This is a genomic window from Halorhabdus sp. SVX81 (assembly GCF_029207715.1).
Classification (GTDB): Archaea; Halobacteriota; Halobacteria; order Halobacteriales; family Haloarculaceae; genus Halorhabdus.
In genome coordinates this window covers 625,476-643,756 of record NZ_CP104322.1, presented here as the reverse complement: position 1 = coordinate 643,756, position 18,281 = coordinate 625,476, and the positions used below count along the sequence as shown (strand labels likewise).

Here is an 18,281-nt window from a genome sequence, read left to right as displayed (position 1 = left end):
TACGAAGTGCAACATCTTAATTGTTGGTGCGGAATACAAGGCGGTGTTCAGATAAGCACCGATCAAAGCGCTACGTTCTGTCGGCTAAGTTCGAACCCGCGCCGTTTTTACAGACCAATCCCCTACCGCAGTGTAATGACGCGATCGGGTGCGTTCTGTCCGCGGTGTGGCGATGCGATCGAGAGCGACCCGACCGAGCGGCCGGGCCAGCCTGGCGCGCACGATCCCGACAGCGTGCTGTGTGACGCCTGCTACTTCGAGGAGTTCGACCTCGTGGACGCGCCCGAGCGGATCGAGGTCCGCGTCTGTTCGCGGTGTGGGGCCGTCCACCGGGGCAACCGCTGGCTCGACGTCGGTGCCGAGGACTACACCGACGTCGCGATCGAGGAAACCAGCGAGTCGCTGGGTGTCCACCTCGATGCGACCGACGTCTCCTGGCAGGTCGCGCCCGAGCAGGTCGACCGCAACACGATCCGGATGCACGCGACGTTTTCGGGGGTCGTCCGCGGGACGGCGGTCACCGAGGAGGTCGTCGTCCCCGTGAAGGTCTCCCGGCAAGTCTGCACGCGGTGTGGCCGGATCGCCGGTGGGTCCTACGCCTCGACCGTCCAGGTGCGGGCACGCGACCGGACGCCGACCGACGACGAGATCGAACGTGCCCAAGCGATCGCCCACGAAATCGTCGCCGACATGGAGGCGACGGGCGCTCGTGACGCGTTTGTCACCGAGGTGGGCGAGGACGACGACGGGGTGAACATCAAGGTCTCGACGACGAACATCGGCAAGCAGATCGCCAGCCGGATCGTCGGCGAGTTCGGCGGTTCCTTTTCGGACTCGGAGACGCTGATCACCGAGGACGAGGACGGCAACGAAGTCTACCGGGTGACCTACGCCGTCCGGTTGCCGCCCTATCGACCAGGCGAGGTCATCGATCCCGAAGACGGCGACGGCCCGGTCATCGTTCGGAGCGTCCAGGGCAACCTCAAGGGAACGCGGCTGAAGACCGGCGACGCCTACGAGGCGAGTTTCGAGGCGGGTGATGCACCCGACGCCCGACGACTAGGCGGTCAATCGGACGGCGTCGAGACGACGCTGGTGGCAGTCGAGGACGATCACGCCGTCCAGGTGCTCGATCCCGAGACCTACGAGACGAAGTCGATCCCGCGGCCCGACTATCTCGACGCCGACGCTGAGACGGTACCAGTGTTGAAATCACGAGCCGGGTTGCACGTCCTCCCGAGCGACGACGCGGACGAGATCAACGATGAGTGACGACAGTCCGATTCCGGACGACGAAGAGGAGGTGTCCGAGGTTCTCAGCGGCGAAAGTGAAGGGGCCGGGGTTCTCACCGGGGAATCTGAGGGTGAGCTCGCTGTCGTCGTCGAGAAACCCCGCGCCCAGCAAGCCATCGACGCCCTGACCGACGAGGGCGTCTACGATGCAGACCGGCGCGTCCGGGCCTACGGCGACGGCGGCGTCTCGATCCCCGTGACGGCCGTCCCCGAAACCGTCGACTTTCACGAAGTCGTCCGGCAGGTCGGCGATCCTCGACTGCGGACGCTGGCCGATCACCTCCGCGAGCGCGGGTGGACCGGAGCGGAGGTCGACCGTGCGCCGTCGTCGTGGGCCGTCGTCGGGAGCGTGATCCTCGTCGAGATCGGCGACGCACCGCGGCCCGAGGAACTGGGCGAGGCGCTCCTCGACCTCCACGGCGAGGCCGACACCGTCCTCGAACGCCACGGGATCGCCGGCGAGCACCGCGAGCCGGACGTGTCCGTGCTCGCCGGCGAGGGCGATACGGAGACGATCCACACCGAGCACGGCACGCGCTACGCGTTGGACCTCGCGAAAGTCATGTTCTCGCCGGGCAACAAGGAGGAGCGGGCAGGCATGGCCGAAGTGGTGAGTGACGGCGAGACCGTCCTCGACATGTTCGCCGGGATCGGCTACTTCACGCTGCCGATGGCCCGGGCCGGCGGGGACGTGGTCGCCGTCGAGCGCAACCCGACCGCGTTCCAGTACCTGCTGGAGAACGCCCGGCTCAACGACGTGACCGACCGTGTCCAGCCCTATCGGGCCGACTGTCGTGATGTGGTCGATGGGGTCAGTGCAGATCGCGTCGTCATGGGCTACTACGACGCCTACGAGTACCTCGACAGCGCCCTCGACGCGCTGAAATCAGGGGGAACGGTGCACCTTCACGAAGCGACGCCGGAAGACCTGGTGTTCGACCGGCCGATCGATCGGCTGGAGGCGGCCGCGAGCGATCGAGGCCGGTCGGTCGAAGTACTCGACACTCGTCGGGTGAAGAGTTACAGCGAGGGCGTCGAACACGTCGTCGTGGACGCACGGATCCGGTGAGGGTGAGCATTTCAGTCCCGAGAGGGTAACACCTATTCGTCCCGGCGCTCAAGCCCCGATATGGACCGACAGCAGATCCTCGCGATCATCCTCGTGGTGTTGATGGTCGGGTCGTCGTTCGCCTACGCGGCGTCCAGCCTGTTTTGAGTGCGTCGAGTGCCCCGGCAAACACCGATCCCGTTCGAGAATCCGTCAAGCGGATTTACATCGTGTAGCGGGTCGTTCCAGTTCCGTGGTTTGCCCGATCGTGACTGCGGACGCACTCGGGATCGACGGGACGATTCGTCGCAGCGTCCCCCGTCGAAAGCCGACAACATGTGACCCAAAATCACTCCGTGTCCCAGACATCGGCGACGGGATTCGATCCCGACCGGGAACTGCGTCGTGAGCGGCGCGAGCCTCCCGACCCCGACCGACCGCTCGACCGGCCGTCGGTCAGTCCAGCGAGCGCAGCGTCAGGATCCGGATCGGCGAGATCGGGGCGCTCCATCCGATCGACCTGGTCGGCGAACCACCCCGGCATGTCGGTCCGGGCGCGATCGAAGAGATCCAACAGGCTCGAATCCGCGAGGTAGGTGACCCCGTGATCCTCGGGCGAGCGGACGATCCGCCCGCAGGCCTGGATCACCGTCCGGAGCGCACTCCGGTAGTACCACGCCCAGTCGCCGTCTTCCAGGCGACGCGCGACCCGCGAATCCCGCGTGTTGGGGTAGGGAGCCTTGCAGAGCAGTTGCCACCGACAGAGATCACCGTCGAGATCCAGGGCTTCTTCCATCTTCACCGAGAGAAAGACCGTCGGATCGTCGCTGCGCTTCCAGGCGGCGAGTTGGCCGTCGCGATCCTCGCTGTCGTGAGAGCGAACGCGGTCTTCGACCCCGAGTGCCGCGAGTTCGGCTTCGAGAGCGTCCTGGATCGCGTAGGAGTGACAGTGCACCAGCCCGGATTCCTCGGGATGGCGCGCCATCAGCGAGACGAGCGTCTCGGCGATCTTCGGAATCGTCGCCTCGCGCTCCTCGTAGGTCATCTTCCCCCGAGTGACGTCGACCAGCGGCCGGTTCTCGACGGGGAAGGTGTGTTCGAGGTCGACCAGCGCCACGCGGTCAGGATCGAGGCCGGCGCTCGCACAGAACGCCTCTTTGTTGAGGATCGTCGCCGAGAGCAGCGCGAACTTGTTCCCGCGATCCCAGACCGTGTGTGAGAGAAAGCGCTCGGGATTGAGGGGCTTGCACGTCGTCCGGGTGCCCTCGCCGTCGGGCTGATCGACGACCCACGTCGTCGGGCTGTCCGGATCGCGGACGGCCTCCTGGAACCACGTCAGATCCGACCGGAGTTCCTCCAGCCGGTCGCGTTCTTTGGCCTCCTCGGGTTCGAGTTCGACCTGTGCGCGGAGGTCGGTCAATCGCCGATCACAGACCCGCGAGAGGCCGGCGGCGTAGTCGGCGGCCGTCTCGACGTCGTCGATCTCAGGGGGCGGGCGTTCGTCCCAGACTGGGACCGTGTCGGGCGCGAGATCGATCGCGGCGTACATCTCGGCCCACTCGCCCAGGCCATGGGCCTCGTCGATCACGACCACGTCGCGCGTGCCGAAGACGTCCGAGCCGGCGGTTTGCATGAAATAGGCGAGCGTCATCGCCGCGATCGACTGGTTGGCGGCGATCGAGCGGTCCGAGAAGTACGGACACCGGTGTTTGACCTGGCAGTCGAACTCCCGCTCGCGGGCACAGGGGGCCTGCGTGACGGGCGTGTCGGTCTCCCCCGAGAGGATGCACTTGTAGTTTCCTTTCCCGCGGATGATCGAAAGATCGTCGAGGAGCGGATCGCTCGCCACGTCGTCGAGCTGGGAGACCTGCGGGGTCGTGTAGTAGGCCCCGATCGGGTCGGTCGCGCTGGCCTGGCTCCCCCCGCGGGCACAGCCGGCGATCGCCCGCGCCAGCAGGGACTTGCCGCTGCCCGTCGGGGCGCGGACGAGCACGACGTCGTTGCCGTCCTCGAAGGCCGCCCGGATACGACGCAGGGCGTCCTCCTGGTTGCCGCGATAGGAGGGTGCGGGAAACGCCGATTCGATACGGGAGGGATCCACGCTCCTGGGAAATGGACGGACGATCCTAAGCACACCGATCGACAGCGTCGATCACCCGAACACCCGCCGTCGCCCGGTCCCGTGGTCGAGTGATCCGATCCCACCCACACGTCTTTGGTTCACGATAGCGTCCACCGGGACATGGAGGTCGATTGCGAGGGGTGTGCGGGCTGTTGCATCGACTGGCGACCGCTCGCCGCGGAGGACATCGATCACGAGCGGCGCGGCCCCTACGAACCACTCGACGACGAGTACAACCTCGTTCCCCTCCATCGTGAGGCGATCCGCGGGTTCGTGGAGGAGGGGCTGGCCGACGCACTCGTCCCCAGACTGTTCGCGAGCGAGGATGGCATCGACGTCGGCGGAGTCTCGGTGGCAGCGATCGACGGCCGCCCGGCGTTTTTCGTTGGCCTGCGATCCGTCCCGAAGCCGGTGGCTCCGTTCGGCCACGAACCGACCTGGCTGTCGAGTTGCGTCTTTCTGGACCCGACGACGTTGCAGTGTCGAATCCACAACACCGACCGGTATCCCGAGACCTGCGAAATCTACCCTGGCGAGAACCTCGTCCTCGATGTCGAAACGGAGTGTGAACGCGTCGAGGCCGAACACGGCGGCGATCGATTGCTCGACGACGAGCCCCCGGAAGATGCGACGCCGAACTTCGGTCCCGCGGCGATCGGGGAGACAGTCTTCGCACATCCGGATCCGGATCGGATCGGGGACGCCATCACGAGGCTTCGCGATGGCGAATCGACGCGGGACGACCGCGCGGAGTTCATCGCGGTCGCGGCAGCGTCGAGTCCGGGCACCTTAGAGGTCGAGCCGAGGCGGTACGAGCAGGTTCGCGAGCGGGCAGCAACCACCGAGTCATGGATCAGTGAGGCCATAGCCGAGTGGCGACGACGGGCGGAAACCAGCGCTGCCGATCCGACGCTCGCACGGACGATCGAAACCCGGCGCGGAGCCACGCCCACGCCCGGGTGGGACGGAAGTCAGTGATCGCGTTCGAGCGGGGCCCGAACAAAGAGAGCGTCATCGCTACTGGTTGGGGACAGACAGTACCAATTTGCACGGCAAATCAGTCGGACTGGATCTCCTTGAACGTCTCCAGCAGTTCCTCGGTCGAGTCCTCACTTTCGTAGTCGACACTGCCGTGGTAGTCCGTCCGGTCGTCGTCGAAACTCGCGTCGACCGAACTGTTCTTGCGTTCACGGCGTTCGTGTTCCTCGTCATCGTACGCGCCCATCGACATTGTGTACCACGCTGGTTGTTCACGATATACCCCTATCAATGTAACGGTCTCACACGGGAGAGTTCCACATGGTATCCACCACGACGGGACAGGTCGGACAGGCGCTTGGTGACACCAGAGTGCGTCTGGCTAAATTTGCGTCACAGCGAATCGTTTTCACTCGTCACGTTGATCGGCCAATATGGAAGCGAAGACTTGCGTCGTGACCGGCGCATCGCGAGGAATCGGCCGTGGGATCGCCGAACGGTTCGGCAACGCGGGCTGTGAGGTCGCTGTCAACTACCGGAGTTCAGGAGAAGCCGCCCGTGAGGTCGTCGAGACGATCGAAGACGCCGGTGGGTCGGCGATCGCCGTCAAAGCCGACGTGACCGAACCTGAACAGGTGGCGGCGATGGCCGAGGACATCCAAGACGCCTTCGGCACGGTCGACGTGTTGGTCAACAACGCCGGCATCAATCAGGACGTCTTCTTCAAGGAGATGAGCCACGAGCAGTGGGACACCGTTCTCGACGTCCACCTGGACGGAGCCTTTCACTGCACCCAGACCTTCTACGACGACATTGCGGGGGCCGAGGACGGTCGCCTGATCAACATTTCGAGCATCGTCGCCAAGGGTGGCAACCTTGGCCAGGCCAACTACGCGACGGCGAAGGCCGGCATCTTCGGGTTCACCCGGACGCTCGCCCAGGAACTCGCCCGCGAGGGATCGACGGCCAACTGCGTCGCCCCGGGGTTCATCGAGACGAGCATGGTGACCGACCTGCCCGAGTCGATCATCGAGCAGGTCGAGGAAGACACCCCACTCGGCCGGATCGGCGACGTCGAGGAAGTCGCCGACGTCGTTGCCTTCCTCGCGAGCGAGCGGTCGTCGTTCATCACGGGCGAGGTGATCGACGTCAACGGCGGGATGGATCTTTAGGGACGGTTCGGGCTGTACATTGGACGCCCGACGCTCACGTCCGATCGTTCTGCTGTCGAGATAAAACCGATTATCTATTATCGCTGTTATCGAACGTTTTTTGAGTATCTCGTCAATCTCCGCAATTAATTGGGCAATCATATAGGATAACGGCATTATATTCTCCTAGTATCGCTAGATTGTGGATGTAAATTAGCCGAATGTTTTATATTCCCTCTCGCGAGAGGGCCGGATGTCCGAGAGCCGGAAACCATTGCCGGCTTCCGGGAGGAACGCACGATGTACGCAACGACTACCGAACCGAACGAATCGACGTCCGAAAGGATCGAATGCACGAGAACTGGGGTGACGCCCGATGAGTGACGACGCGGACGACGGTCCACGGCAGATCGCCATCTACGGCAAGGGCGGGATCGGCAAGAGCACGACCCAGCAGAACACCGCCGCAGCACTCGCTAACAAGGGCCACAACATCCTCGACGTCGGCTGTGACCCCAAGGCCGACTGTACCCGCCTGCTCCGCCGGGGCGAACGCCTGGAACCGGTCCTCGACCAGGTCCGGGAGGCGGGCGACCCCGAGGAATTGAACCTCGACGAGTTGATGATCGACGGCTACGAGGGCGTCAAGACCGTCGAGGCCGGTGGGCCAGAGCCCGGCGTCGGCTGTGGCGGCCGCGGCGTCATCACCGCCATCGAGGCCCTCGAAGCGAAGGGGGCCTACGAGGACGACCTCGATTACGTCTTTTACGACGTGCTGGGCGACGTGGTCTGTGGCGGCTTTGCGATGCCGATCCGCGAGGACTACGCCGACGAGATCTACATCGTCGTCTCGGGGGAGTACATGGCGCTGTACGCCGCCAACAACATCGCCATCGGCGTCCAGAAGTTCGCTAACCGGGGCTACGCCCGGATGGGCGGGATCATTTGCAACTCCCGGAACGTCGAACGCGAACGCGAACTCGTCGAGGAGTTCGCCGACCGGATCAACACCCAGATGATCCACTTCATCCCGCGCGATAAGGACGTCCAGCGCGCCGAGATCCAGAAGAAGACCGTCATCGACTGGGACGACAGCGTCGATCAGGCCCAGGTGTACAAGGAACTGGCCGAGAAGATCGAGACAAACGACACCTACACCGTCCCCGATCCGATGGAACAGGAGGAACTCGAATCGCTGATGCGCGAGTACGGCGTCGTCACGCCCAACGCCGCCGAGGGGGAGGCCGCCGACTGATGGACGCGGAGCCACCCGACGACCCGCACGTCGAGGCCGCCGCGGAACCACCCGACGACCCGCACGTTGAAGCGGCCGAGGAGTCCGGGACAGCCGATCACCCTTGCTACGGCGACGGAACCCACAAGGAGTTCGGCCGAATTCACCTGCCGGTCGCGCCCGACTGCAACGTCTCCTGTGGGTACTGCGATCGGCGCTTCGACTGTCCGAACGAGAACCGGCCCGGCGTCTCCTCGGACGTCCTCTCGCCCGAGGAGGCGGTCGATCGCGTCGGCGAGATCCTCGACGAGGAATCCCGGATCACCGTCGCGGGGTTCGCCGGCCCCGGCGACTCACTGGCCAACGAGGAGACCTTCGAGACCCTGGAACTGCTGAACGAACGGCATCCGCAACTGAAGGGCTGTATCTCGACGAACGGCCTGCTCCTGCCCGATCGCGTCGATCGCCTCGACGACCTGGGCGTCGAGACGGTGACCGTCACCGTCAACGCCGTCGATTCGGACATCGGTGAGGAGATCTACGGCGGCGTCACCTACGAGGGGACGGTCTACCAGGGACAAGAGGCCTTCCAGTTGCTGCTCTTCCAGCAACTGCGAGGCATCCGCAAGGCCGTCGATCGCGGGATGGTCGTGAAAGTAAACTCCATCCTGATCCCCGGCGTCAACGAGGATCATTTGCCGACCGTCGCCGAGACAGCCGCCGACCTCGGGGCGTACGTCCACAACGTCACGCCACTCATTCCGATGGCCGAGTTCGCCGAGCACGAATCGCCCGATCACCAGCAGGTGGCCGCCGTCCGTGAGGCCTGTGGCGGCCACCTCAACCAGTTCCGCAACTGCCAGCAGTGCCGGGCCGACGCGGCCGGCATGCTGGCCGACGACCGCTCGCTCGCGTCAGTCAACGTCACCGGAGGACAGCCATGAGACTGAACTGCAACGACCCGATCCCGGACCGCGACGACCACGTCGTGCGGAAGGGATCCGAGGAGTACGACCCGGAGAATCCCGGCGAGTGTATCGACAGCAACGAACCGACGACGCCCGGCGACATGACCGAGCGCGGGTGTACCTACGCCGGCTGTCGCGGCGTCGTGGGCGGGCCCGTGAAAGACGTCCTGCACGTCACCCACGGCCCGACAGGGTGTGCGTACTACTCCTGGGGCTACCGGCCCCACCTGGCCAGCGACACGAGCCAGCACATGGACAACGTCTTCGTCTCGAACCTCCAGGAGAACCAGATCATCATGGGCGGGGAGGACCGCCTGCTGGAGACGATCCTCGAGGCCCACGAGGAATTCCCCGACGCCGAGGGTATCTTCGTGTACAACACTTGCTCACCGGCTCTCATCGGTGACGACGGCTTCGACGTCGCGAAACGGGCCGAGGAGGAAATCGACGACGACGTGCCGGTGACGTTCTTCCCGTGTGCCGGGTTCTCGGGGGTCAGCCAGTCGAAGGGCCACCACGTCGGCAACAACGTCATCTTCGACGAGTTGATCGACCCCGCCGAGACGCCCGAACGCGAGGAGATGACGATCAACATCGTTGGCGAATACAACATCAAGGGTGACCTGGAAGTCATCCGGCCGCCGCTTGAGGAGCTGGGCCTGGACATCAACGTCACGTTCACCGGCGACGGCGATCTGGAGAGCATCCGCCAGATGCCGAAGGCAAGCCTCAACGTCGTTCACTGCGCCCGTTCGGCTGGCTACATCACGGACATGATCGAGGACGCCTACGGGACGCCCTCGATCGAGGTCTCCTTCTGGGGGACCCGCCACATGTCCAAAGCCATCGAGAAAGTCGCCGACTTCTTCGACATCGAGGAGCGCGGCCAGGAGGTCATCGATTCGGAACTGACCGCCATCGACGAGCAACTCCAGTACTACCGCGACCGCCTGGAAGGCAACCGGGTGTTCATCTACCAGGGCGGCCCGCGGTGCTGGCACTGGCCGCCGATGTTAGAGGAGGACCTCGGGATGGACGTCGTCGCCGTGGGCTCGACGTTCGGCCACGAGGACGACCATCGCAAGATCTTCGAACGCGTCGGCGAGGACACCCTGGTCGTGGACAACCCCAACGGCCCCGAACTCGAGGAGATCCTCGCTGACTACGACATCGACCTGTTCATCTCGGGCAACAAGGAGAAGTTCCTCGCCTACAAGCGCGGCATCAGCTTCGTCAACGGCCACAGCTACGACTCGGGGCCCTACGCCGGTTTCCGCGGCCTGCTCGGGTTCGCCGAGGACATGGACAAGGCCGTCAACAACCCCGTCTGGGACCTGGTCGGCGAGGAGGCCGAACCGTTCGGCGGCGACGGGAGTCCGGACGTGCTCGATCACGTCGGCGACGCCTCGGGGGTGGCAGATTAATTATGAGCAGTGACACTGACGAAGTTCCCGAGGGCGTCCCCGACGGGGCCGAAGCCTGCTCGCAGGACCGCACCGGCTTCATCAATCCCGTGCGGATGTGCGCGCCGATCGGTGCGATGATCGGCACGCTGGGTGTCCACGGCGGCGTCCCGCTGATCCACGGGTCGAACGGCTGTGCGACCTACCCGCGCCACGAGATGAACCGCCACTTCGAGGAGCCCGTCGAGACGGGCGTCACCTCGCTGACGGAGGGTTCGACGGTCTTCGGCGGGGCGGACAACCTCATCGAGGGCTTGGAGAACATCTACGAGCGGGTGGACCCGACGATGATCACGGGCATCTCGACGTGTCTCTCCGAGACGATCGGCGACGACATCGAGGGGATCGTCATGGAGTACCAGGCGACCAACCCGGAGGTGGACGTGCCGATCCTCTCGGTGAACGCGCCGAGTTACGTCGGCACCCACATCACCGGGATGGACAACTTCGTCACCGAGGTCGTCCAGTGCTTCCCCGAACCCGGCAAGCCGACCAACCGGCTGAACGTGATCCCGGGGTGGGTCGATCCGGGCGACATCCGGGAGATCCGCCACATCCTAGAGGAGATCGGCGCGAACCCGCTGTGGCTCACCGACTATTCGGACCCCCTGGACGGCGGCCTGTATGCGGACGACCCCGACCACCCGCCCGGCGGCACGCCGATCGAGGATCTGGAGGACGCCGCGAACTCCCGCGGGACGGTCGCTCTCCAGAAGCACGTCGGCGGCGAGGGCGCACGGATCCTCGGCGAGGAGTACAACCAGCAGGTCAGCGTCGGGCCGATGCCGGTCGGCGTGCGCAACACCGATCGGTTCGTCGAGGCCGTCACCCAGATCACCGGCCTCGATCGCTCCGAGCGTCTGAAGAAGGAACGCGCCCGCCTGCTCGACGCCATCGTCGACGCGCACATGTACCTCTCGGGGCTGCGCGTGGGCGTCTTCGGCGACCCGGACTGGATCGAGGGGATCACGGAGTTCCTCGCCGAGGCCGGGTCCGAACCGGTCCACGCGCTCACGTCCTTCGAATCCGACGCGTGGACCGAGGACATGCTCGCGGTCGCCGATCGCCACGATCTGGACCTGCACGTCCGCCACGAGTCCGATCTCAAGGAACTGGAGGACATGCTCGACGACGAGCCGGTCGATCTGCTGGTCGGCCCGTCGAAGGGCAAATTCCTCGCTGACGAGCAGGACATCCCGCTGGTGCGCACCGGGTTCCCCGTTGAGGACCGCTTTGGCTACCATCGCCGCGCGACGGTCGGCTACCGCGGGTCGATCAACCTGCTCGACGACGTGGTCAACGCCTTCCTCCGCGGGGGCAACGAGCGACTCGTCTCGAACACGACGCTGGATACCGACCTGGAGGGAGGGGTGCGCTAGCGTGCGTTCCCCGCGTCGCCCATGAACGCAAACACGAGCCCCTACAATCCGGACATCGACGGCGAGCCGACGCTGTACGACACCACGCTCCGGGACGGCGAGCAGACCCCGGGCGTCACGTTCGACGCGGAGGAGACGTTCGAGATCGCAACCCGGCTCGACCGCGCGGGCGTCCCGGAGATCGAGCTGGGATTCCCTGCGATCTCGCCGGCCGAACGCGAGGCCGTCGCCGAGATCGCGTCCGCGGGCCTGGACGCCGAGACGCTGGCGCTGGCCCGCACTGATCCGGACGACATCGACGCGGCGGCTGACTGCGGCGTCGACCGCGTGACGATCGTCGCGCCGGCCAGCGACGGCCACCTCGACGCCAAGACCGGCTGGGACGTGGGCGGCCTGCTGGATCGTGTCGGGTCGATGGTCAGACACGCGCTCGCCCGCGATATCGCGGTGACAGTCTCGGCGGAGGACGCGACCCGGACGCCGATCGATCGCTTGCGCGAACTCGCCCGGACAGCCGAGCGGGCCGGTGCCTCGCGGGTTCATCTGCCGGACACGACCGGCGGTGCGAGTCCGACCGCGATCGCTCGGCTGGTCGGGGCGGTCGATGAGTCACTCGCCGATGACACCGAGGTCGGCGTCCACTGTCACGACGACTGCGGGCTCGCCGTCGCCAACACGCTCGCGGGCCTGGCGGCCGGGGCGGACGTGGGCGCGGTCACCGTCACCGGCATCGGCGAACGGGCCGGCAACGCCGCGCTGGCACCGGTCGTTGTCGCGCTGGAGGCGATCCACGGCGTCGAGACCGGGATCGACACCACGGGGCTATCGACGCTTGCGCGGGCAGTCGCCGAACGGAGCGGCCTCGACCTCCCGGCCACCCAGCCGGTCGTCGGCGAGCACTCCTTCACCCACGAGTCCGGCATCCACGTCGACGCACTCCTGGAGGACCCGGCGACCTACGAGGGGCTGGACCCCTCGGCGGTCGGCCAGTCCCGCCGGATCGCGATCGGCAAACACTCCGGCAGCACCGCACGGGCGCTGGCCGACCGGGAGGACGCCACCACGCGGGAGGGCGACTTGCCGTGAGCACACTCGGACGCTTGACCCCTGCCGTGGTCGACGCTGGCTGGATTTCCGCGGGCGTGATCTGTGCCAGGGCCAACGCTGATCGAACCCCCAGGTGACCGTCGACGCATGCACATTCAATACCTCCAGCACGTCCCCCACGAGGGCCCCGGTCGAATCGCCGAATGGGCGCGCGACCGTGGCCACACGATCGACGGCACGCGCCTCTACGACGGCGATCCGCTGCCCGAACCTGCCGAGTTCGACTGGCTGGTCGTCATGGGCGGGCCGATGAGCGTCCACGACACCGAGGCCCATCCCTGGCTCGACGCGGAGAAGCGACTCATCGCCGAGGCGATCGCGGCCGGCAAGACCGTCCTCGGGATCTGTCTCGGTGGGCAGTTGCTCGCCCAGGTCCTGGGGGCCGAGGTTCGCGAGCACGACCGCCGCGAGATCGGCTGGTACCCGATCGAGGCGACCGATCGCGCCCGCGAGTGGCCGCCGACGGCGGATTTGCCCGATCGGTTCCCCGTGTTCCACTGGCACGGCGACACCTTCGCGATCCCGGACGAGGCCGATCGACTCTACAGCAGCGAGGCCTGCGTGAATCAGGCGTTCGTCTCCGAGGATCGGGTCGTCGGGTTCCAGTGTCACCCGGAGGCGACTGCCGAAAGCATCGCGGCGCTGATCGAAGCGACCGAGGTCGACCCGGGACCGTCCGTCCAGGATCCGGAAACCCTGCTCCCGGCGGCCGACCGGCTCGAAGACTTGCGGTCGTATTGCGACACTCTGCTGGACGGGTTGGCCGAACAATGCTCGTCACCGCCCGGTTCCGGGACTAACCCGGGGTCGGACCGGGAGATTGACGGGCCCGGGCGATGAGCGACAGCCATGACCGACGAATCCATCACCTACGAACCGATCGGGACGATCCACTCGGCGTTCGAGTCGGCGGTCGAGATGCCGATCCAGCCGGCCGGGTCCGACGCATGCGGGACCGTCGAACTCGAGGAGGACTACGCCGCGGGCCTGGCCGACCTCGGGAGCTTTTCGCACTGTATCCTCCTCTATCACTTCCACGAATCGCCCGCGGACGCGCCCCTTTCCGTCGAGCCGTTCCTCGACGACCAGCCGCGGGGCCTCTTCGCCACGCGCGCCCCACGACGGCCCAACAACGTTGGCCTCTCGGTCGTTCGGATCGAGGCCGTCGACGGCCCCACCATCGAGGTCTCGGGCATCGACGTGGTCGACGGGACCCCGCTGCTCGACGTGAAACCGCTGGTCGGCCGCTTCGACGTGCCCGACAGGGTCGACGACAGCTGGATCCCCGCGAGCGACGACGCGGTCGAGCAGCGCCGGGCGGACGACCGCTTTCGGTGACGGAGACGTTCGACATACGTCTAATTCTATTCCGAATTACCGATTGGACGCCCAAACGACGTCGCAACTATTGCCATTTTCCGGTTATTATTTCCACTTTCTGGTCGAGTTCGTCGATTGATGTACACGGTACTGATGCCGGTCGACAGTAGTCGCGCCCGTGGAACAGCCCAGGCCGAGACCGTCAAGGCCCTGCCTGATGCCGCCGAATCCGTCGACGTGACGGTGCTGTACGTCTTCGCCGACGAGGCCGACGCCGATGGGCAGACGGTGGCGGACGTCCCCGGCGGCGAGGCGGCGATCGAGCGTCTCGAAGGGACCGACGTCGAATACGAGGTCGAGTCCCGGATCGGCGATCCCGCCTCGGAGATTCTGAACGTGGCCGAGGAACTCCCCGCTGACCAGCTCGTCCTGGGCGGTCGCAAGCGCTCGCCGTTCGGCTCGCTTTTGTACGGCAGCGTCACCCAGGCGGTCGTGCTCGACGCCGACTTGCCGGTGACGATCACCGGCCGCTCGAAGTAGCGAGCCCGCTCACCCCTCCTGTGGGAGGAGCCGACTCGCCTCGGGATCGATCCCGACGCGGCAGCGATCGCCCGCCGACAGGTCCGCGACTGCCGCCCGATCGACCCGCGCCCGGATCGGATCGCCGCCGGGCCAGGCGCAATCGACCAGCGCGTCGCCGTGCTGGGCGGTGATCGAGACGACCCGGCAGTCGAGTGCCGTTGCTGAATTCGACGGCGCGAGCGTCGCGTCGGCGGGCCGGACCGCTATCGTCACCTCGTCGACCCCGACATCGTCGGGAACCCGAACTGTCGTCGGGCCGACATCGACGACTGCCCAATCATCGCCCCGCTCGACGACGGTCCCGTCGATGAGTGTCTCGTAGCCGACAAACTGGGCCGCCTGTGGTGTCTTTGGCGACTCGACGACTGTTTCGACCGGGCCGGTCTGGACGATCGCGCCCTCGACCAGTACCGCCAGCCGGTCGCCGACGATCGTCGCCTCCTGTCTGTCGTGGGTGACGTAGAGCACGGGCACCGCCAGGTCGGCCAGCACCTCGCGCAACACGACGCGTAGCCGCCGGCGAATGGGGGCATCGAGGCTCGACAGCGGTTCGTCCAGCAGGAGCGCGTCGGGATCGGCCACGAGCGTGCGGGCGAGTGCGACGCGTTGTCGTTCCCCGCCCGAGAGCGTCTCGGGAGCTCGGTCGAGCAGGTGGTCGATTTCGAGTCGGCTGGCCGCCGTCTCGATGTCGTCCCCGTCGTTCGAACCGAAAGCCAGGTTCTCACGGACGGACAGATGCGGGAACAGCGCCCCGTCCTGGAAGACCATCCCGACCGCTCGGTCCTCCGGCGGGCGGCCGTCCAGCCGCTCGCCGTCGAGGATAACCGTCCCGCCGTGCTCCTCGAAGCCAGCGATCGCCGACAACAGCGTCGATTTCCCGGTCCCAGAGGGACCAAGCACGGCGGTCACGCCGGGCGGGACCGTCAACGAGAGAGGGCCGACGGTCGTCGCCGGGTAATCGACCCGGAGATCGCACACGCGTAGCGTCATCGATCGACCCCGATCGACGCGCCGACGTACTGCAGGGTGGCGACGACCGCCAGCCCAGCAGCCAGCAGTGCGATCACCAGTGGGGCTGTCGCCTCGACGCCGCCCGAAATGTACGTCACCCAGATCTGGGTCGGCAGTGTGTGTGGCTGGTAGGCGACCATCATCGTCGCGCCGAACTCCCCCAGCGCCCGGGCGAAAGTGAGGACGATCCCGGCGAGGATACTCCCGCGAGCGAGCGGTAACGACACCTCCCGGACGGTCGCCAGCGGCCCCTTGCCGAGGTTGCGCGCGGCCCGTTCGAGGTCCTCGTCGACGGCCCCAAAGCCCGAGCGCGCGGTCACGATCAGGAACGGCGCGGCGACGAACGTCTGGGCCAGGATCACGCCCGCGTACCCGCCCGTGATGTCGAGACCGACTGCGGCGGTCGCCCGCCCGAGCGGCGTGAACCGGCCGACGGCCGACAGCAGCATCGTCCCGCCAACGACTGGCGGCGTGACCAGCGGCAACACGACCAGCGCCTCGACGATCCGCTTGCCGGGGAACTGCTCGCGGGCGAGGACGTACGCCAGCGGGACGCCGAACACCGTCGCGATGGCCGTCGAGACAGGGGCCGTCAGCAGCGAGACCCGGATCGCCGAGAGGACGTCTGGGTCCGTGAACGCCGCCGGGGCCGGGACGCCCACGAAGGCGAAGAACCCGACGAACGGGACCGCCAGCACCGCGAGGAGGACGGCACCGAACAGCGCCAGGCCAACGCGCTGTCTCCGTGCGTCGGACCCCCACTCCTCACGGCCGGGTGGCAAGGCGGGAAGCCGATCGGCGTAACTCACGGCGACCACACCCCGGTCGGGACGGCCCGACTCACGGCACGACACCCCCGGGTGGGTCCCCCTTCGCCCGCGGGAGCGCTGCCGGCACGACCAGGCCAGCCCGTTCCAATAGGTCGGGCCGTCGCGCCAGGAAGCCGACGAACGCCCGTCCGGCCTCGGGCCGGGGCGCGCCGGCGGGCACAGTCGCATTATACCGGATCGGTCGCCCCCGGATCTCCCGGCCCTCCTCGGTCGTGTACGTGGCGGTGGCGTAGTGGTCGGCGAGCGCGGGGTCCGCGAAGTTCAACTCCGGCGGCAGGTCGCGAAACGGGAGGTCGCGGTCGACAGCCATGTTCCGGTAGGCGACGGCGGCCGCCCGGTCGCCGGTTTCGACGGCCGCCAGCAGGTGAGCCTCCTGGGGGTCGACCGTCGTGTTCGCGCGCAGTCGATCGGCCAATTCCGGGCGATCGTAGTACCGCGCCGCGAGGTCGAACAGCTGGACAGCCCGATACCCAAGCGGGTCGAGGTCCGGGTCCGTCCGGCCGATTTCGGCGTCGGCGTCGGCCAGGACGGTCGGCCAGGGCTCGCCGTCGGCCAGGCGGGACCCGGCCGGCGTGGATGGGTTGTAGGCGATGACCACTGCGTTGGTCGCGAAAACGACGTCCCAGTCGGCCGTCTCCGGCCGGAGACGCTCCCGGAGCAACCCCGCGTCGGCGCTGACGACCGCATCGGGTTTGCGCTGGCCGTCGGCCACCATCCGCATGACGGCGTTCGAACCGCGATACTCCCCCTCGAAGGCGTACCCCCGCTCCCGCTTGAAAGCCGGCCCGACCGTCTCACCGAAGGCCGACGCGAGACTGCCGGCCGCCAGGACCGATGCCGTCCGCTCGCCCCCCAGACAGCCGGCCAAAAAACCCGTCGCGAGCCCGGCCACGCCGGTCAGGATGCCCCGACGCGTGTGTGCTCCGGCGACGGCACTGGGGGCAGATTTCCCACCGGTCCGGGTCCCGTCGGCCCCCTTCGCGCGTTGTTTCATCGAAGACATAACGGCGATGTGTCTGTAGGAACATAACGATTGTCCCGAACCCAGGAATCGGGGCAACGACACCGGGTCGACAGGGCTATGGGCCGTCCATTTGAAGGGTGGAACATGGATGCGGGCTTCGAGGCCCATCTCCGGATCGACGGCGTCACCTTCGACAGGGCGGACGCCGCGCTCCTCCGGGCGATCGACGAGCAGGGGTCGCTGAACGCCGCCGTCGACGCGCTGGGCCGATCGTACTCGCGGTCCCACGCCCGCCTGACGGATCTGGAGTCGGCCGTCGGGCGACTCGTCGAGCGCCGGCGCGGCGGTTCGGGAGGGGGTGGCAGCCGGCTGACCGAGGACGCCCGGGAGCTGCTTGCTCGCTTCGAGCGCCTGGAGGCCGTCCTCGACGACTCGGCCCGGACCGAAGAGGTGGCCATCGACGGTCGCGTCCTCGACCGCGAGGGGGAACTCGCCACCGTCGAAACCGACGCAGGGACCGTCCGCGCGCTGCTGGCCGAGGACTGCGAGGCCGTCCAGGTCCTCTTTCGCGCGGACGCGATCACGCTTCACCGCCCGGATACGGCACCGCCGGCCGCCGACACCAGCGCCCGCAACCGGTTTCACGGCACTGTCGCGGCGATCGACTACGGTGAAGCCATCGCCCACGTCACTGTCGAGGTCGCGTCGGATATTCGCCTGCGCGTGACCGTCACCCGGACGAGCGTCGCGAACCTGGAGCTTTCACCCGGCGTCGCGGTCGTCGCGGCGTTCAAGGCAGCGGCGACGCGGGCCGTACCGCGGTGATCGGAG

At 66.9% G+C, this 18,281-nt stretch carries 18 protein-coding genes; 13 read left to right on the top strand and 5 right to left on the bottom strand.

The features are described 5' to 3' along the window. Positions 1–135: 135 nt before the first annotated feature. Positions 136–1,272 (top strand): 60S ribosomal export protein NMD3, encoded by a 1,137-nt coding sequence (locus SVXhr_RS03065; RefSeq protein WP_275739328.1) that lies wholly within the window; start codon positions 136–138, stop codon positions 1,270–1,272. Beyond that, positions 1,265–2,362 carry a class I SAM-dependent methyltransferase family protein gene (locus SVXhr_RS03060; RefSeq protein WP_275739326.1) on the top strand — a complete coding sequence of 366 codons (1,098 nt, stop codon included), beginning with the start codon at positions 1,265–1,267 and terminating at the stop codon, positions 2,360–2,362. The genes SVXhr_RS03065 and SVXhr_RS03060 overlap by 8 nt, the downstream gene beginning before the upstream one ends. Positions 2,363–2,690: 328 nt before the next feature. On the opposite strand, the gene SVXhr_RS03055 is transcribed toward SVXhr_RS03060, so the two are convergent. Next, complete coding sequence (locus SVXhr_RS03055) at positions 2,691–4,442, bottom strand: ATP-dependent DNA helicase (protein WP_275739325.1); 1,752 nt, start codon at positions 4,440–4,442, stop codon at positions 2,691–2,693. A gap of 141 nt (positions 4,443–4,583) precedes the next feature. Between SVXhr_RS03055 and SVXhr_RS03050 the strand changes: the two genes are divergently transcribed. Further along, complete coding sequence (locus tag SVXhr_RS03050) at positions 4,584–5,441, top strand: YkgJ family cysteine cluster protein (RefSeq protein WP_275739323.1); 858 nt, start codon at positions 4,584–4,586, stop codon at positions 5,439–5,441. A gap of 79 nt (positions 5,442–5,520) precedes the next feature. Here the strand turns inward: SVXhr_RS03050 and SVXhr_RS03045 are convergent, their stop codons facing one another. Next, positions 5,521–5,694, bottom strand: coding sequence for a DUF5786 family protein (locus tag SVXhr_RS03045; RefSeq protein ID WP_275739321.1), 174 nt, complete (start codon positions 5,692–5,694; stop codon positions 5,521–5,523). A 181-nt stretch (positions 5,695–5,875) separates the two neighbouring features. Here SVXhr_RS03045 and SVXhr_RS03040 point away from each other — a divergent pair, with 181 nt between their 5' ends. The 9 genes from SVXhr_RS03040 (at position 5,876) to SVXhr_RS03000 (ending at position 14,603) form a co-directional block, all read left to right on the top strand. Then, positions 5,876–6,613 (top strand): beta-ketoacyl-ACP reductase, encoded by a 738-nt coding sequence (locus SVXhr_RS03040; protein ID WP_275739319.1) that lies wholly within the window; start codon positions 5,876–5,878, stop codon positions 6,611–6,613. A 355-nt stretch (positions 6,614–6,968) separates the two neighbouring features. Then, the gene (gene nifH, locus SVXhr_RS03035; RefSeq protein WP_275739316.1) at positions 6,969–7,847 is read left to right on the top strand and encodes a nitrogenase iron protein; all 879 of its coding nucleotides are present in this window, start codon (positions 6,969–6,971) and stop codon (positions 7,845–7,847) included. Next, complete coding sequence (locus SVXhr_RS03030) at positions 7,847–8,770, top strand: radical SAM protein (protein ID WP_275739314.1); 924 nt, start codon at positions 7,847–7,849, stop codon at positions 8,768–8,770. Before nifH ends, SVXhr_RS03030 begins: the two co-directional genes overlap by 1 nt. Further along, the gene (locus SVXhr_RS03025; protein ID WP_275739312.1) at positions 8,767–10,218 is read left to right on the top strand and encodes a nitrogenase component I subunit alpha; all 1,452 of its coding nucleotides are present in this window, start codon (positions 8,767–8,769) and stop codon (positions 10,216–10,218) included. The genes SVXhr_RS03030 and SVXhr_RS03025 overlap by 4 nt, the downstream gene beginning before the upstream one ends. 2 nt (positions 10,219–10,220) lie before the next feature. Beyond that, positions 10,221–11,636: a nitrogenase component 1 gene (locus SVXhr_RS03020; RefSeq protein ID WP_275739310.1), complete on the top strand. Its 1,416-nt coding sequence runs from the start codon at positions 10,221–10,223 to the stop codon at positions 11,634–11,636. Between the two features lie 21 nt (positions 11,637–11,657). Further along, entirely contained in the window at positions 11,658–12,722 is a 1,065-nt protein-coding gene (locus SVXhr_RS03015; RefSeq protein ID WP_275739308.1) for a 2-isopropylmalate synthase, read from the top strand. Between the two features lie 108 nt (positions 12,723–12,830). Next, entirely contained in the window at positions 12,831–13,583 is a 753-nt protein-coding gene (locus SVXhr_RS03010) for a type 1 glutamine amidotransferase (RefSeq protein ID WP_275739306.1), read from the top strand. Between the two features lie 9 nt (positions 13,584–13,592). Beyond that, positions 13,593–14,081, top strand: coding sequence for a tRNA (N6-threonylcarbamoyladenosine(37)-N6)-methyltransferase TrmO (gene tsaA / locus SVXhr_RS03005; protein WP_275739305.1), 489 nt, complete (start codon positions 13,593–13,595; stop codon positions 14,079–14,081). A 120-nt stretch (positions 14,082–14,201) separates the two neighbouring features. Beyond that, a complete protein-coding gene (locus tag SVXhr_RS03000; RefSeq protein ID WP_015788778.1) occupies positions 14,202–14,603 on the top strand; it encodes a universal stress protein in 402 nt (133 codons plus the stop codon). A gap of 9 nt (positions 14,604–14,612) precedes the next feature. On the opposite strand, the gene SVXhr_RS02995 is transcribed toward SVXhr_RS03000, so the two are convergent. The 3 genes from SVXhr_RS02995 to SVXhr_RS02985 are packed head-to-tail and all read right to left on the bottom strand — an operon-like array spanning position 14,613 to position 17,480. Next, on the bottom strand, positions 14,613–15,635 hold the full coding sequence (locus SVXhr_RS02995) for an ABC transporter ATP-binding protein (protein ID WP_275739301.1): 1,023 nt from the start codon (positions 15,633–15,635) through the stop codon (positions 14,613–14,615). After that, positions 15,632–16,438, bottom strand: a complete 807-nt coding sequence (locus SVXhr_RS02990) for an ABC transporter permease (RefSeq protein WP_345799506.1) — start codon at positions 16,436–16,438, stop codon at positions 15,632–15,634. Before SVXhr_RS02990 ends, SVXhr_RS02995 begins: the two co-directional genes overlap by 4 nt. A gap of 58 nt (positions 16,439–16,496) precedes the next feature. Then, positions 16,497–17,480 (bottom strand): extracellular solute-binding protein, encoded by a 984-nt coding sequence (locus SVXhr_RS02985; protein ID WP_275739298.1) that lies wholly within the window; start codon positions 17,478–17,480, stop codon positions 16,497–16,499. A 114-nt stretch (positions 17,481–17,594) separates the two neighbouring features. On the opposite strand from SVXhr_RS02985, the gene SVXhr_RS02980 reads away from it, so the two are divergent. Beyond that, a complete protein-coding gene (locus SVXhr_RS02980) occupies positions 17,595–18,275 on the top strand; it encodes a TOBE domain-containing protein (protein ID WP_275739296.1) in 681 nt (226 codons plus the stop codon). Positions 18,276–18,281 lie beyond the last annotated feature (6 nt).

What these genes read in the sequence shown, in the direction of transcription:
- SVXhr_RS03065 (WP_275739328.1), top strand. Translation starts at nt 136, where the DNA reads ATGACGCGATCGGGTGCGTTCTGTCCGCGGTGTGGCGATGCGATCGAG.
- SVXhr_RS03060 (WP_275739326.1), top strand. Translation starts at nt 1,265, where the DNA reads ATGAGTGACGACAGTCCGATTCCGGACGACGAAGAGGAGGTGTCCGAG.
- SVXhr_RS03050 (WP_275739323.1), top strand. Translation starts at nt 4,584, where the DNA reads ATGGAGGTCGATTGCGAGGGGTGTGCGGGCTGTTGCATCGACTGGCGA.
- SVXhr_RS03045 (WP_275739321.1), bottom strand. Translation starts at nt 5,694, where the DNA reads ATGTCGATGGGCGCGTACGATGACGAGGAACACGAACGCCGTGAACGC.
- SVXhr_RS03040 (WP_275739319.1), top strand. Translation starts at nt 5,876, where the DNA reads ATGGAAGCGAAGACTTGCGTCGTGACCGGCGCATCGCGAGGAATCGGC.
- nifH (WP_275739316.1), top strand. Translation starts at nt 6,969, where the DNA reads ATGAGTGACGACGCGGACGACGGTCCACGGCAGATCGCCATCTACGGC.
- SVXhr_RS03030 (WP_275739314.1), top strand. Translation starts at nt 7,847, where the DNA reads ATGGACGCGGAGCCACCCGACGACCCGCACGTCGAGGCCGCCGCGGAA.
- SVXhr_RS03025 (WP_275739312.1), top strand. Translation starts at nt 8,767, where the DNA reads ATGAGACTGAACTGCAACGACCCGATCCCGGACCGCGACGACCACGTC.
- SVXhr_RS03020 (WP_275739310.1), top strand. Translation starts at nt 10,221, where the DNA reads ATGAGCAGTGACACTGACGAAGTTCCCGAGGGCGTCCCCGACGGGGCC.
- SVXhr_RS03015 (WP_275739308.1), top strand. Translation starts at nt 11,658, where the DNA reads ATGAACGCAAACACGAGCCCCTACAATCCGGACATCGACGGCGAGCCG.
- SVXhr_RS03010 (WP_275739306.1), top strand. Translation starts at nt 12,831, where the DNA reads ATGCACATTCAATACCTCCAGCACGTCCCCCACGAGGGCCCCGGTCGA.
- tsaA (WP_275739305.1), top strand. Translation starts at nt 13,593, where the DNA reads ATGACCGACGAATCCATCACCTACGAACCGATCGGGACGATCCACTCG.
- SVXhr_RS03000 (WP_015788778.1), top strand. Translation starts at nt 14,202, where the DNA reads ATGTACACGGTACTGATGCCGGTCGACAGTAGTCGCGCCCGTGGAACA.
- SVXhr_RS02995 (WP_275739301.1), bottom strand. Translation starts at nt 15,635, where the DNA reads ATGACGCTACGCGTGTGCGATCTCCGGGTCGATTACCCGGCGACGACC.
- SVXhr_RS02985 (WP_275739298.1), bottom strand. Translation starts at nt 17,480, where the DNA reads ATGAAACAACGCGCGAAGGGGGCCGACGGGACCCGGACCGGTGGGAAA.
- SVXhr_RS02980 (WP_275739296.1), top strand. Translation starts at nt 17,595, where the DNA reads ATGGATGCGGGCTTCGAGGCCCATCTCCGGATCGACGGCGTCACCTTC.